Here is a 13,659-nt window from a genome sequence, read left to right on the forward strand (position 1 = left end):
TCTCCAGGCTAAAAAGCACTGCTATCAGACAGGAAAGTGCGCAGCAAGTATATCCTGGAACTCACTTTTTTTACTGCCTGTCAGAGTCCGAGTTTTGCGCGGCCCAGCGATTATTTGAAATCGGCGTAAGGCGTAAGCGGCTGCGGCGGCATATCGAGATCGCCATCCCAGCCGGCGGCGGAGTAGCGCACATAGAGCAGCCCGTGGCTCGGGGTATAGTCCTTCGCCTGCTGAATATCCACCCCAGCGCCGATAAACCAGTGCGGCGTGACGCGTCGCTCGATGACGGCCTGTAAAGTATAGCCGACACCGCCCCCGCTGCTGCTCGCCGAAGAGGGATTGCTCGCCAGCGTAAAGCCGGGATTAACCGGATAGCGCTGCTGCGCGTCGGTTTTCGAATGCGACCAGGAGACCGAGCCGCCGAGGTCAAACGACCAGTTCCCGGTGCGCTGCCGCCAGGTGACCGGCACGGAAAAGGAGAGATAGGATTGCGGGCTGTAGTACCCCCCCTGGCCGAAGGTATAGTCGCTGAGATCCTTCTGGTAATGCCAGAGCATGGTGTTAAGACCCACCGTGGCGCGGCGGTTATCGCTATTGATCAGCTTGTAGTAATAGCCCGCCATCAGGCGTTCGCGGCTGTTGTCCGCCACGTTCTCGCCGGTGATCTGATGGGCGCTGATATCGGCCCAGACGCCGTGTGCGCCGCCGCGATCGTAGCTCAGCCCAACGCTGCCGCCGGTCGCCACCACCCCACCCCAGGTTTTGCCGCCGTTGGCCGCCGGATCGCGCGCGCCCGCATAGGCGAGCAGCGAGCTGGAGATGGGGCGTCTTGAGGCGGTAAGCGTTACGCCCACCTCTTTCACGTCGGTTTTCCAGCTGACGCCGCCGACCCAGTTGGTTACCTCGAAGCCGAGCGGCGTCGTGCCGAGATCCGCTGACCAGACCTCATTGCTCCAGCCGACGCCCAGCGCGGTGCCTTCGTCGCGCTGGCTGGCGTAGCGGCTGCAGCCGCCTGAGTTGGCGTCGTCGCAGCTGCCGAAGGTCTCGTCAAAGGTGCCGTTAGTGGTAGAGAAGGTGCCCGCCGAGATCTGAACGCGATCGAGCCGCAGGAAGCCGCGGCCGTCAGCAAGGGGCGTCTCCGCCTGCAGCATGGTGGTATGGGCGCTAAAATCGGAGACGCCGGCGGTGCCCTTGTTGCGCGAATAGTCCTGCTCCAGCATCAGCGTGGTGTCCTGCTGGCGATAGAGATCGGCGGTGTCGCTGCGGATGCTGCGCTTCAGCCAGTCATCCTGCGGGTTATTGCGCGTCAGGCGGCTGACATTATCGCCGTCGCCGATGCCGCTGGCGGCCATCGCCTGCCGATAGTCGGCCAGCGCGGCATCAGGCTGCTGCTGCGCGCGCTCAAGCTGCGCCGCGGCGCGCTGCTTCAGGCCCGCGAACTGCGCGGCGGCCTGGGTGGTGTCGCCCACCGCCTGCCACGCCAGCGCCACGCGGCGATCGGCGTTCAGGCTCGCCTGCGCGGGCGGCAGCGCCTTCAGCGCCGCGCGCGCCTCGCTGCTGCGCTGCAGCGCCACCAGCGCTTCGATACGCCCGAGCGAGGCATCGCCGTTGGCAGGCTCCCGCTCAAGCACCTGCTGATACATCGCCAGCGCCTGCTGCGCGTCGCCGCGCGCCAGCGCCCAGTCGGCCAGCGTCAGATCGCGGCGGTTCGAGGCGGGCTGCTGGCGCAGCAGTGCGATGGCGTCGCTCTCCTGCCCTGCCGCGCGCAGCGCCTCAGCGCGCGCAAACAGCTTATTCTGCGTCAGGCGTTGCGCCAGCTCGCGCATATTGTTGCTCCACTGCGCTTCCGGCAGGCGGCGCAGCGTCGCCAGCGCCGCCTCATCATTATCGGTGCCGGAGAGATAGAGCGCCGACGCATAGAGCGCGGTCGCATCCCGCGGATGCTGCTGCTGCAGCGTCGCGATAACGGCATCCGCCTGCTGCGGCGCCCCGCCGTTGCGCAGCGCGCCAGCCAGCCGGTAGCTGAGCCAGACGTCATCCGGCGATAAGGCCTGCGCCTGGCGATATTTCTCCGCCGCCGCTTGCCAGCGGCTCTGCTGTGCCAGCGCGTCAGCCTCGGCGCGCAGGCTGTCGCTGCGCAGGGCGCGCAGCGTGTCGGCCAGCGCGCGCTGCTGCGCGGCGGGCAGACCGTTAATAAAGGCCATCGCGCGCGCCGGCGACTGGGTCTGATAGAGCCCCGCCAGGCGACGAACCGCGGTGGTGTTGCTGGCGTCGAGCTGCAGCGCACGCTGGAAGAGCTGTTCGGCGCCCGGCGCGTTATTGCGCGCCAGCGCCACATCGCCAAGGCCAATCAGGGCGTAGCTGTCGCTGCTATCCAGCGTCTGCGCCTCGCGATAGAAGCGTTCTGCGCCGTCGATATCGCGCTGCGCCAGCGCTTTGTCACCCTGGTCGATCGCCAGCCAGTAGCGGTTGGTCTGCAGCAGCGACTGCCACTTGCCCACCTGGGTGCTCTGCTGACCGGCCTGAATCGCGCGCTCCAGCCAGAGAACGGCGGCGGCGCGGTTGTTGGCGCGCGCCTGCGCCTGGCCCATGGCACCCATCAGGTCTGCGTCGTTGGGGTTCGCCTTCAGGGCAACGTTCAGCGCCGGGATAGCCTCGGCTCCGCCGCCCGCGTCCACCAGCCCCAGGCCGCGCATGCGCTCGCGATAGGCGGGATCGGCGAGCAGCGCCTGCTGCTTCGCCAGCGCCTCCTGCCCCTGTTGCTGCGCGTCGCCGTCGGTAAAGATGGTCAGATAGGTTTTCAGCTGCGCCACGCTGCTGTCGCTCACCGGCTGGCTGTTGATCTGCTGCAGCCAGAGATCTGCCGCGGCGTCGCGACCGGCACTGCTCTTCGCCAGCTGCTTTATCTGCTCGACCGCCTGGGTCGGCTGCTGGCGATCGAACGCCATGCGCGCGAGCTGCAGCTCAACGCCGATATTGCCGGGATAGCGCTGCTCCAGCTTTTGCAGCTGCTGCCAGGCAGCATCCTCCTGGCCGGGAATGCGCGCCGCCAGCCGCCAGTACTCCAGTGCGGTGTTCGCATCGGGGAAGACGCCGTTAAACAGCGCGTCATAGGCGCTTTTCGCCTCCGCAAGACGGCCGGAGGTGGCGAGCAGGCGCGCCTGCTGCAGCTTCTGCCGACCCTCAGAGGAGACCAGCGCCATGCCAACGGCCGACTCGCGCGTTGCCGCCGAATCGGGTGCCACCTTTTTCAGCTGCGTCAGCAGCGTCTGCGCGGCGGCGATATCGCCCTGATGCAGCGCCAGACGCAGACGCGCCGCCAGCACCTGCGGATTATCGGGATCGATCTTCTCCAGCCGGTAGAGCGCCTGCTGCACCAGATCGTATTTACCGGTCGATTCGCCGGTGCGGACCTGCGTCAGCAGCCACTCCACCGGCGAGACTTCCGGTCTGGCGTCGGACGCGGCGCTATTAACCGACGCGGCAGGCGCGGCCAACTCCGGCGCAGCAGGCGTTGCGCTATTAACCGGCGCGGCAGGCGCAGCCGACTCCGGCGCAGCAGGCGCGGCGCTATTAACCGGCGCGGCGGGCGCAGCCGATTCCGGCGCAGCAGGCGCTGCGCTATTAACCGGCGCGGCAGGGTTAGCGGGCATCTCCGCCCAGCCGGCGTTCAGCCACAGCGCCGCCGCCAGCAGAGCGTAATTCTGGATTTTCATGCTGCGCTATCCTCTTTTGCCGCGCCATCAGCGCGCCCTTTGCCGCGTCGATCCTTCCAGGTCAGCCAGAACAGCTCGAACACGGTGCGAATAATGGTGCCCAGCGACAGCAGCGCATTGTCTTTTTTGTACTCCGGCTGAAGCCAGGCGTCGGCACGCGCCAGCACCACGCGCACCAGCTCGCGCCGACGCGCCAGCGGCATCGCGGCGAAGCGCAGGCGAATCGACTTGTCGTCGCCGGAAATTTTGCTCACCGGAATGGTGATGGCACCCGACTGCAGCAGCAGATCGATCTCTTCAATCTCATCGCTTTCATGACGGTTATCCGGCGCATCCAGCTGCGCGCCGCCCATCGAGAGATCGCTGGTGCGGGTGCGCGATGAAATGCCGCTGGCGTAGTGGATAATCGCCGGGATCTCTACTTCAATGCGGATGGTCTTGCGCACCTGCCGCGTCTCGCGCGCCACCGCAATCGCCGCCATCAGGATAATCAGGCTAAAGAGCGCCCAGCCGACATTCAGGGCAATAACGTAAGGGTCGACGCCAAAGTAGTCGTGCATCACCGCGCGCACCACGCCTGCGGCGATGCCGATGGCCAGCAGCGCCGCCACGATGACGTGCGGGCGTACAATATGAAAATCGAAGAAGCCCTGATCGAGCAGGCCTCCTTTGTCGGTGACGTTAAACTTGCCGTGCCTGGGCGACAGCAGGGTCAGCAGCGTCGGGATCACCAGGTGGAAACACATCACGGTTTCGTAGATTTCGCCCCAGAAGGTGTAGCGAAAGCGGCCGTTCATGCGCGAATTGACGTAGAGCGACATCACCAGATGCGGCAGCACATAGGCGAAGATCAGCGACGCTGACGAGTGGATGATATTGAGATTGAACAACAGATAGGCGAGCGGCGCGGTAAGGAACACCACGCGCGGCAGGCCGAACTGAAAATGCAGCATGGCGTTGAGGTAGCAGAGGCGCTGCTGCCACTTGAGGCCGCGTCCCAGCAGCGGATTGTCGACGCGGAAAATCTGCGTCATGCCGCGCGCCCAGCGGGTGCGCTGCACCACGTGCAGGCCCAGACGCTCGGTAGCAAGACCGGCCGCCAGCGGGATCGCCAGGAACGCCGAGCCCCAGCCGCGACGCTGCATTTTTAACGCGGTATGGGCATCTTCCGTCACCGTTTCCACCGCGAAGCCGCCGATCTCCTCCAGCGCCGCGCGACGGATCACCGCGCAGGAGCCGCAGAAAAAGGTCGCGTTCCAGTTGTCGTTGCCCTGCTGCACCGGGCCGTAAAACAGCGCGCCTTCGTTGGGAATAGTACGCGCCGCGCGCAGGTTGCGCTCAAAGGGATCGGGCGAGTAGAAGTAGTGCGGCGTCTGCAGCAGCGCCAGCTTAGGATCGGTCAGAAAAGGGCCGACGGTGGCCTGCAGGAAAGTGCGCGTAGCGACGTGGTCGCAGTCAAACACGCAGATCAGCTCGCCTTTGGTGATTTTCATTGCGTGGTTCAGGTTGCCGGCTTTGGCGTGGCTGTTGTCGTCGCGCGTAATGTAGCCGACGCCGACGTCGGCGGCGAAAACCGCAAACTCCGGCCGCTTGCCGTCATCCAGCAGGTAGACCTTCAGCTTGTCGCGCGGATAGTCGATGCACTGCGCCGCCAGTACCGTATCGCGCACCACGTCGAGGCTTTCGTTATAGGTCGGCACGTAGACGTCGACGGTCGGCCACAGGCTGACATCATCCGGCAGCGGTTCAATGGTGCGCTTCAGCGGCCAGGTGGTTTGCAGAAAGCCAAGAATTAAAATAAGCCAGACATAAAGCTCGGCAAGATATAAGCCGATGCCGAGGATCGCCTCTGTTTCGGAATTAAAATGGAGCGTCTCCGTGGTGCGCCACCAGATATATCGGGTGGACATCAGCGCGGAGAGAATAACCATCACTACCGTTATTTTACGGCTCTTGATAATCCCCAGTAAAAACATCATTAAAATACTGATTAAGCCAAATATATATTGTTTCTGGCTGTCCATCGGCGTAATGACGATTACCGCTGCCACTGGTGCAAGCACCAGCAGCAACAGGTAAAACCCGATTTTATTCATGATTCACCCTGGGAAAAGCGCTGTTTTTTATAGCCTGGCAACGCCAGGGAATTAATAGTGGCTGCTGCGGATTGGCGCCTGAACTTCGCCGTTGCCGACGGAAATATTAAGGATATTCGCCACGCGTTTTCCGATCAGTTCAATATCGAACGCGGCGGCGGACGCGGGGCTGAAATCGTAGACCGACTGCTGTGAGGCGTTGGCTTCCGCCACGCTCTCATCGCGGTGCACCACGCCCAGTAAATTATCGCCCAGCCGCTGCTGCATAAAGGCGGTGACGTCGCGGCTGATATTGCGGCGGTTGTCGCTCTGGTTCAGCACGAAGAAGTGCCCCAGCTGATTATTCAGCGGCTGGCCAATCATGCGGTTATTTTCAATTTGCGGTAGCAGCGAAACCGAGGCGGTATCGGCCAGCATAACCACCAGGTGCATTTCCGCCAGCGCGCTCATCGCTTTTAGCGCCGGGCCGGGGCCGGGCGGAAAGTCGGCGACGATCACCAGGCCGGGATAGTTCAGCACCGTATCCAGCCCGCGCCGCAGGAAATGGGGATCTTTCGCCAGGTTCTCTTCAAAGCGTTCACGCTGCGGCTCGGTCACTTCGCCGTAGGGCAGAACGAAAATATTGCCGCCGGTGGTGAGGATCGACTGGCTCCAGTCCGCCTGCTCTTCCGAGCGCGCGACAAAGCCGCGGCCATCGTTAAGGGGCACGCCGAAGTGCAGACGCAGGGCGTTCTGCACGTCAAAATCGATCGCTAATACCTTGCTGCCCGACCGCGCTAATCCCCAGGCCAGATTGGCCGCCAGCGTGGTTTTTCCGACTCCCCCTTTCGGCGAGCACACACAAACTAACGGCATAGCGCAATCTTCTCCAGTAACGGTTTGAGCAGGGTCTCTTTCGGCAGGCTGGCCGGCTCGCTGTGGCGCGCGCGGAACAGGCCGCCAAAGCGCGGCGCAGGCGCGGCTACCGGCGGGCGAAGCGCCTGAGCGGGCGTGATGGAAACCGGCGCGGCAGCGGACAGGCCAGGCGCCTGAGCGGGCACGGCTTCAGGCGGCGCCGGGAAAAGCGAGGAACGGGGCGCGGCGGACAGGCCAGGCGCCTGAACGGGCGCGATAGAAACCGGCGCGGCTTCAGGGGGTGCCGGAAAGAGCGAAGAACGGCGCGCCGCAGCGGCAGGCGCGCGGTCCGTCAGGCTGTCGAGAATGCTGCCGCGCGCGGCGGGCAGCGCAGCCGCCGGCTGGCGCATCAGCGGCGAGGTCGCCGGCGCGTGAAACTCATCGCCGCGCAGCGGCCGCGGCTGCGGCAGATCGATACGCTGGCTGCCGCTGAACGGCGTAGAGGCGTCCTCATTCGCCAGCTGACGAATAAGCGCCCACTGGCTATTTTCGGCGGGTTGCTGCAGCTGGCCTGACATATCTTTAAAGGCGATATCGAGCGTTTGCGTTTTTTCCTTGAAACGCTGCAAATCGTCATAGTTTTTCATCGGGCCGTGGCCTGCATTCAGGGAAAATTTTGCCAGGAATATATCACATTCATTTAGGCTCAGTGAGAAAAATCTGATTATAAAAAGCGCACATTCAACAAAAGAGTTTTATCTTTATGATTAATTTAAAACCCGCCTGCGCCTTTTTTATCAGCTTTACCAATAAATTAATAAATTGGCCTTAACTAAAACAGATAAGCGGCCATGTGAGGTTCAATAATAAAATTTACCCTTTAACCTGTTATATCGCAGCCAGTCGCCTGTTGAGGCTTTGCTGCGTTTTTTATTAATGCAGAGCTAACGGCACATTGGCGCTTCAGGGAAAGCGTCGCTACGGCCGCTCACGTCAGCGGCGATAATCTTTTACGGCGGGCAGGGTTGTGGCGGCTGGGGATCTATCAGGCAGGGTGAAGAGTGGCCAGTAAAAAGGCTCCTTACGGAGCCTCTGTTTTATACGATACCTTCCGCCGCGCCGACCGGCTGGTTCTCATCCTGGTCGACGGCGAAGCAGGCGATCTGCTGCTCGCCGTAGCGCTTCAGCTTCGGCTGTAGCTGCACGCAGGTGCCGAAGCGGCGACGGCAGCGCGCGTTAAAGGCGCAGCCCGGTGGCGGATTAAGCGGGCTGGGCAGCTCGCCGGTCAGCTTGATACGCTCGCGTCGGTCGTCTGGATTGAGGCGCGGCGTGGCTGAAAGCAGCGCCTGAGTGTAAGGATGGCGCGGATTGCTAAAGATCGCCTCTTTGCTGCCCTTCTCTACGCAGCGGCCGAGGTACATCACCATAACCTCATCCGCAATATGCTCTACCACTGAGAGATCGTGCGAGATAAAGACGTAAGAGAGCCCCATCTCCTGCTGCAAATCCATCATCAGGTTAAGCACCTGCGCGCGTACGGAAACGTCGAGCGCTGAGACCGGTTCGTCGGCGATCAGCACATCGGGTTCCAGCATCAGCCCGCGCGCGATGGCGATACGCTGACGCTGGCCGCCGGAGAACATATGCGGATAGCGGTCGTAATGCTCGGTTTTCAGGCCGACTTTCGCCATCATCTCCAGCGTCTTCTCTCTCCGCTCCGCCTTGCTCAGCGCGGTATTGATCAGCAGCGGCTCCTCAAGGATCTGGCTGACTTTCTTGCGCGGATTAAGTGAACCGTAGGGGTTCTGGAACACGATCTGGATTTTCTGACGGCGCAGCTTCTGCGCCTGCGGGTCGTGCTTCAGCAGATCCTGACCGTGCCAGTAGAGCTGGCCTTCGGTTGGCGTTTCAATCATGGTCAGCAGGCGGCCGAGCGTCGATTTACCGCAGCCGGACTCCCCGACCACCGCCAGCGTTTTACCACGCTCCAGATTAAAGGAGACGCCGTCCAGCGCTTTTACCAGGCGCTCCTGGCCAAACAGGCCTTTCTTCACCGGATAGTGTTTTTTCAGGTCAATCGCCTGCAGCAGGTAATCCTGCCTGGTATTCTCAAGACTCATAGGTCGGTCTCCCGGCATCATCCAGCGGATAGTGACATTTGGACTGACGCCCCGGAATGTCGCGTAAGGCAGGTTCTTCTTTACGGCAGCGATCGGTGGCGTAGGGGCAGCGCGGATTCAGCAGACAGCCGAGCGGCCGGTCATATTTGCCCGGCACCACGCCCGGCAGCGACGCCAGCCGTGCCTTATCGGCGGCGAACTCTGGCAGCGCGCGCAGCAGCGCCTGCGTATAGGGATGACGCGGCGCCTTGAAAATATCGCCTGCCCTGCCGCTCTCTACTACCTGACCCGCATACATCACGATGATGTGGTGCGCGGCTTCCGCCACCAGCGCCAGATCGTGCGTAATCAGGATCAGCGCCATGTTCTCCTGCTGCTGCAGCTCAAGCAGCAGCTCGATAATCTGCGCCTGAATGGTCACGTCCAGCGCCGTGGTCGGCTCGTCGGCGATCAGCAGCTTAGGCCGACAGGCGATCGCCATGGCGATCATCACGCGCTGGCTCATACCGCCCGAAAGCTGGTGCGGATAGACATCCAGTCGCGATGCCGGATCGGGAATGCCGACCTGCGTCAGCAGATCGATAGCGCGCTGGCGACGGGTGCGGCGGTTGCCGCCCTGATGCACCTTAATCGCCTCCATGATCTGGTAGCCGACGGTATAGCAGGGGTTCAGGCTGGTCATCGGATCCTGAAAAATCATCGCCACTTCCGCGCCCACCAGCTGGCGGCGCTCTTTCTCGGAGATGCGTTTCAGGTCGCGCTGGTTGAACTCCAGCTTTTCCGCCATCACTTTGCCGGGAAAGTCGATCAGGCCCATGATTGCCAGCGAACTGACCGATTTGCCCGAGCCGGACTCGCCGACGATGCCCACGACCTGACCCTGCTCAACCTGATAGCTGATGCGGTCAACCGCGCGGAACGGTGTCTTATCGTCGCCGAAATGCACCGATAATTTATCTACATTTAATAACGCCATCTCGGTGCCTCTTACTGCTTGAGTTTCGGGTCGAGGGCGTCGCGTAAGCCATCGCCCATCAGGTTAAAGGCCAGAACGGTGAGCAGAATGGTCAGACCAGGAAAGGTCACCACCCACCAGGCGCTTTGCGCATACTGCAGTACGTCGGAGAGCATGGTGCCCCACTCCGGCGTCGGCGGCTGCGCACCCATACCGAGAAAGCCCAACGCCGCCATATCGAGAATGGCGTTGGAGAAGCCCAGCGACGCCTGCACGATCAGCGGCGCCAGACAGTTAGGCAGAATATTGACGAACATCTGACGCAGCATGCCCGCGCCCGCCACGCTGGAGGCGGTGACGTAGTCGCGGTTCACCTCGACCAGCACCGCGGCGCGGGTAAGACGAATATAGTGCGGCAGGGCGACAAAGGTCAGCGCGACAGAGGCGTTAACGATCGACGGACCGAAGATTGCTACCAGCACCAGCGCCAGCAGCAGGCTGGGCAGCGCCAGCATAATATCCACGACGCGCATGATAATGGCGTCTACCACGCCGCCGAGGTAGCCCGCCAGCAGGCCGAATACAACGCCAAGGATCAGCGACAGCACTACCACCATGCAGCCCACCAGCAGCGACAGGCGCGCGCCGTACATCAGACGCGACAGCACGTCGCGGCCCACGTCGTCGGTACCGAGGATATAGCTCCAGCTGCCGCCTTCCTGCCAGACCGGCGGATGCAGCAGCGCATCGCGGAACTGCTCTGCGGGCGCGTGCGGCGCCAGCGCGCCGGCGAAAATGGCGACCAGCAGCATCAGCACCACATAGACCAGGCCAATGACCGCGCCTTTATTGCGTTTAAAATAGTGCCAGAACTCCTGGATGGGGGTCATCGGCTTAGGTGCAGCGGGTACGCTTGCGGGATCAACAACAGACATGACGTCCCCTTATTTCTTGTGTCGTATGCGCGGATTGACCACGCCGTACAGCAGATCAACCAGCAGGTTGACCAGGATAATCAGCACCGCAGTGAGCAGCACGCCGCCCTGCACTACCGGATAGTCGCGACGCTGCAGCGCTTCGATCAGCCAGCGACCAAGGCCCGGCCAGGAGAAGATGGTCTCCGTCAGGATGGCGCCCGCCAGCAGCGTGCCGACCTGCAGACCAATCACCGTGACCACCGGCAGCATGGCGTTGCGCAGCGCATGGACGATGATAACGCGCATCCGCGTCAGCCCTTTGGCGCGCGCGGTGCGGATATAATCTTCGCCCAGCACTTCCAGCATTGCCGAACGCGTCATACGCACAATCACCGCCAGCGGAATGGTGCCGAGCACGATAGCGGGCAGGATCATATGCATTACCGCATCCTTGAAGTCGCCCGCCTCACCCCAGAAGAAGGTGTCGATCAGCATAAAGCCGGTGAGCGGATTGCTGTCGTCCAGGAAGACGGTATCGCTGACGCGGCCGGAAACCGGCGTCAGGTTAAGCTGCACTGACACCAGCATAATCAGCATGATGCCCCACCAGAAAATTGGCATGGAGTAGCCGGTCAGGGAGATGCCGACCGCGGTATGGTCGAAGACAGAGCCGCGCTTCACCGCCGCGATAACGCCCACCGGGATGCCCACGGCGACGGCGAAGATCATGGCGCAGATGCCCAGCTCCAGCGTGGCTTTAAAGCGCGGCACAAACTCATCCCACACCGGGATGCGGCTCTTGAGCGAAATGCCCAGATCGCCATGCAGCACGCCGTAAATGTAGTGAACGTACTGCTTCCACAGCGGCTGGTCGAGGCCAAAGGCCGCCATCAGCTGGGCGTGACGTTCCGGGGAGATCCCGCGCTCGCCCGCCATGATCAGCACCGGATCGCCGGGGATCATATGCACGAATGCGAAGGTCAACAGGGTAATGCCGATAAATGTCGGGATGACAAGTCCCAGACGTCGGAGTATGAACTGCAGCATAAGCCGGATTCTCAGTCTTTTCCCGCCGCGGATGGCGCGGGATCTATTGCTCACAACGCGCTCCCGAGAAAAATCGCGGGCGCGACGCAAAGTGCGTTAACCGTCATCATTCGCTGCGCAGGCCGGATGGCCCCGACCCGACGTCTACCGCGGCAAACGCCGGAGACTGGTCGGCTCGCCGCTTTCCTGCAGCGCGAAGATGTTGGGTTTTATTCGAAGAAGTTAGCCGAAAATGCGCGTCGACCGAGCGGGCAAGCGCCCGCTCAGGGGCCGAACAGGTCGGCCCGCACCGCAGGAATTATTCCTGGATATCGACGTTTTCGAAATGGTGTTTACCTAACGGATCGACCACGTAGCCAGAGACTTTTTTGCTCACCGGCTCATATACCGTAGAGTGCGCGATAATCAGCGCCGGCGCCTGGTCATGCATCACCACCTGCGCCTGCTTATAAAGCTCGATACGTTTATTGTGGTCTGGCTCCGCACGCGCCGGCTGGATCAGATCTTCAAACGGCTTGTAGCACCAGCGCGAGTAGTTGGAGCCATCTTTTGCCGCCGCGCAGCTAAACAGCGTGGCGAAGAAGTTGTCCGGATCCCCGTTGTCGCCGGTCCAGCCCATCATCACCGACTGGTGTTCGCCCGCTTTCGCGCGCTTCAGGTATTCACCCCACTCGTAGGTAACGATTTTGGCTTTCACGCCGATTTTCGCCCAGTCAGCCTGAACCATTTCGGCCATGCGGCGCGCGTTCGGGTTGTAAGGACGCTGAACCGGCATCGCCCACAGGTCGATGGAGAAACCGTCCGGCAGACCCGCTTCTTTCAGCAGCGCTTTGGCTTTTTCCGGATCGTAAGCGTAATCTTTGATAGCGTCGTTATAGCCCCACATGGTGGGTGGGATCAGGTTCTTCGCGGCCTGGCCTGCGCCCTGATAAACGGCATCAATAATGGCTTGCTTGTTCACCGCCATGGTCAGCGCCTGGCGGACCTTGACGTTATCCATCGGCTTCTTCTCGGTGTTAAACGAGAGGTAGCCAACGTTCAGCCCGGGCTGTTCCATCAGATTGATTTTGGTGTCTTTCTTCATGCTGGCGATGTCGGCCGGGTTCGGGTACGGCATCACCTGGCACTCGCCCTTCTGCAGCTTGGCGTAACGCACGGAAGCATCCGGCGTGATAGAGAAGACCAGACGATCGATTTTCGGCTTAGTGCCCCAGAAATCGGGGTTAGCCTTATACAGAATGCGCGAGTCTTTCTGGTACTGCTGCAGTACGAACGGACCGGTGCCGACCGGGTTCAGGTCGAGCTTCTCCGGCGTGCCGGCTTTCTGCATCTTGTCCGCATACTCTTTCGACAGAATCGACGCGAAATCCATGCCGAGGTCGGCAAGGAACGGCGCTTCCGGACGCGTCAGCGTAAAGCGCACGGTATAGTCGTCTACCTTCTCGATTTTGCCGATCAGCTTCGGCATGTCCATGCCTTCGAAATATTCGTAGCTGCCGCCAGAAACGTTGTGGAAGCTGTTGTTTTTATCCAGCTGGCGCTCAAACGAGAAGACGACGTCGTCGGCGTTGAATTCGCGCGTCGGCTTAAACTCTTTGGTGGTCTGCCACTTCACGCCTTTGCGCAGGTGGAAAGTGTAGGTTTTGCCGTCATCGCTGACGTCCCACTTCTCCGCCAGGCCAGGCTGCAGCTCGGTGGTGCCCGTTTTGAACTCAACCAGGCGGTTATAGATCGGTACGGAGCTGGCGTCATAGGTGGTGCCAGAGGTGAACAGCTGCGGGTTAAAGCCTTCCGGCGAGCCTTCTGAACAGTAAACGAGGGTTTTTGCCTGAACACCTGCGGCGACGGTCATAGCAATCAGGCTCAGACCGACCTTCAGCATCCTGGATTTGGCCAGGGAGTTGATCATGCTTTTGCTCCATTGTGATGTGTTGTTGTGTGTATTGCCCGACCTCTGTTTTTTTTATGCGGTTC

General features: G+C 61.5%; 9 protein-coding genes. All 9 read right to left on the minus strand.

What is annotated here, in order from left to right; translation table 11 throughout:
* Positions 1-110: 110 nt before the first annotated feature.
* The 9 genes from bcsC to dppA all read right to left on the minus strand — a co-directional run bounded on the left by bcsC (position 111) and on the right by dppA (position 13,594).
* Complete coding sequence (gene bcsC / locus MHZ97_RS10980; RefSeq protein WP_239314562.1) at positions 111-3,716, minus strand: cellulose synthase complex outer membrane protein BcsC; 3,606 nt, start codon at positions 3,714-3,716, stop codon at positions 111-113.
* Entirely contained in the window at positions 3,713-5,812 is a 2,100-nt protein-coding gene (gene bcsA / locus MHZ97_RS10985; protein WP_239314563.1) for a UDP-forming cellulose synthase catalytic subunit, read from the minus strand. The genes bcsC and bcsA overlap by 4 nt, the downstream gene beginning before the upstream one ends.
* Positions 5,813-5,863: 51 nt before the next feature.
* Positions 5,864-6,667 carry a cellulose biosynthesis protein BcsQ gene (bcsQ, locus tag MHZ97_RS10990; RefSeq protein ID WP_224481571.1) on the minus strand — a complete coding sequence of 268 codons (804 nt, stop codon included), beginning with the start codon at positions 6,665-6,667 and terminating at the stop codon, positions 5,864-5,866.
* Positions 6,658-7,293, minus strand: coding sequence for a cellulose biosynthesis protein BcsO (gene bcsO, locus MHZ97_RS10995; protein WP_239314564.1), 636 nt, complete (start codon positions 7,291-7,293; stop codon positions 6,658-6,660). The genes bcsQ and bcsO overlap by 10 nt, the downstream gene beginning before the upstream one ends.
* A gap of 450 nt (positions 7,294-7,743) precedes the next feature.
* The gene (dppF, locus tag MHZ97_RS11000; RefSeq protein WP_239314565.1) at positions 7,744-8,766 is read right to left on the minus strand and encodes a dipeptide ABC transporter ATP-binding subunit DppF; all 1,023 of its coding nucleotides are present in this window, start codon (positions 8,764-8,766) and stop codon (positions 7,744-7,746) included.
* A complete protein-coding gene (gene dppD / locus MHZ97_RS11005) occupies positions 8,756-9,742 on the minus strand; it encodes a dipeptide ABC transporter ATP-binding protein (RefSeq protein ID WP_103797252.1) in 987 nt (328 codons plus the stop codon). The genes dppF and dppD overlap by 11 nt, the downstream gene beginning before the upstream one ends.
* An 11-nt stretch (positions 9,743-9,753) precedes the next feature.
* Positions 9,754-10,656 (minus strand): dipeptide ABC transporter permease DppC, encoded by a 903-nt coding sequence (gene dppC / locus MHZ97_RS11010; protein WP_103797253.1) that lies wholly within the window; start codon positions 10,654-10,656, stop codon positions 9,754-9,756.
* 9 nt (positions 10,657-10,665) lie between these two features.
* Positions 10,666-11,685, minus strand: a complete 1,020-nt coding sequence (dppB, locus tag MHZ97_RS11015; protein ID WP_103797254.1) for a dipeptide ABC transporter permease DppB — start codon at positions 11,683-11,685, stop codon at positions 10,666-10,668.
* Positions 11,686-11,983: 298 nt separating this feature from the next.
* The gene (gene dppA / locus MHZ97_RS11020; RefSeq protein WP_103797255.1) at positions 11,984-13,594 is read right to left on the minus strand and encodes a dipeptide ABC transporter periplasmic-binding protein DppA; all 1,611 of its coding nucleotides are present in this window, start codon (positions 13,592-13,594) and stop codon (positions 11,984-11,986) included.
* Positions 13,595-13,659: the final 65 nt, after the last annotated feature.

This window comes from Pantoea sp. ACRSC (genome assembly GCF_022346785.1).
Taxonomy (GTDB): Bacteria; Pseudomonadota; Gammaproteobacteria; order Enterobacterales; family Enterobacteriaceae; genus Pantoea; species Pantoea alvi.

Coding starts and splice junctions, on each gene's coding strand:
- bcsC (WP_239314562.1), bottom strand. CDS start 3,716: ATGAAAATCCAGAATTACGCTCTGCTGGCGGCGGCGCTGTGGCTGAAC.
- bcsA (WP_239314563.1), bottom strand. CDS start 5,812: ATGAATAAAATCGGGTTTTACCTGTTGCTGCTGGTGCTTGCACCAGTG.
- bcsQ (WP_224481571.1), bottom strand. CDS start 6,667: ATGCCGTTAGTTTGTGTGTGCTCGCCGAAAGGGGGAGTCGGAAAAACC.
- bcsO (WP_239314564.1), bottom strand. CDS start 7,293: ATGAAAAACTATGACGATTTGCAGCGTTTCAAGGAAAAAACGCAAACG.
- dppF (WP_239314565.1), bottom strand. CDS start 8,766: ATGAGTCTTGAGAATACCAGGCAGGATTACCTGCTGCAGGCGATTGAC.
- dppD (WP_103797252.1), bottom strand. CDS start 9,742: ATGGCGTTATTAAATGTAGATAAATTATCGGTGCATTTCGGCGACGAT.
- dppC (WP_103797253.1), bottom strand. CDS start 10,656: ATGTCTGTTGTTGATCCCGCAAGCGTACCCGCTGCACCTAAGCCGATG.
- dppB (WP_103797254.1), bottom strand. CDS start 11,685: ATGCTGCAGTTCATACTCCGACGTCTGGGACTTGTCATCCCGACATTT.
- dppA (WP_103797255.1), bottom strand. CDS start 13,594: ATGATCAACTCCCTGGCCAAATCCAGGATGCTGAAGGTCGGTCTGAGC.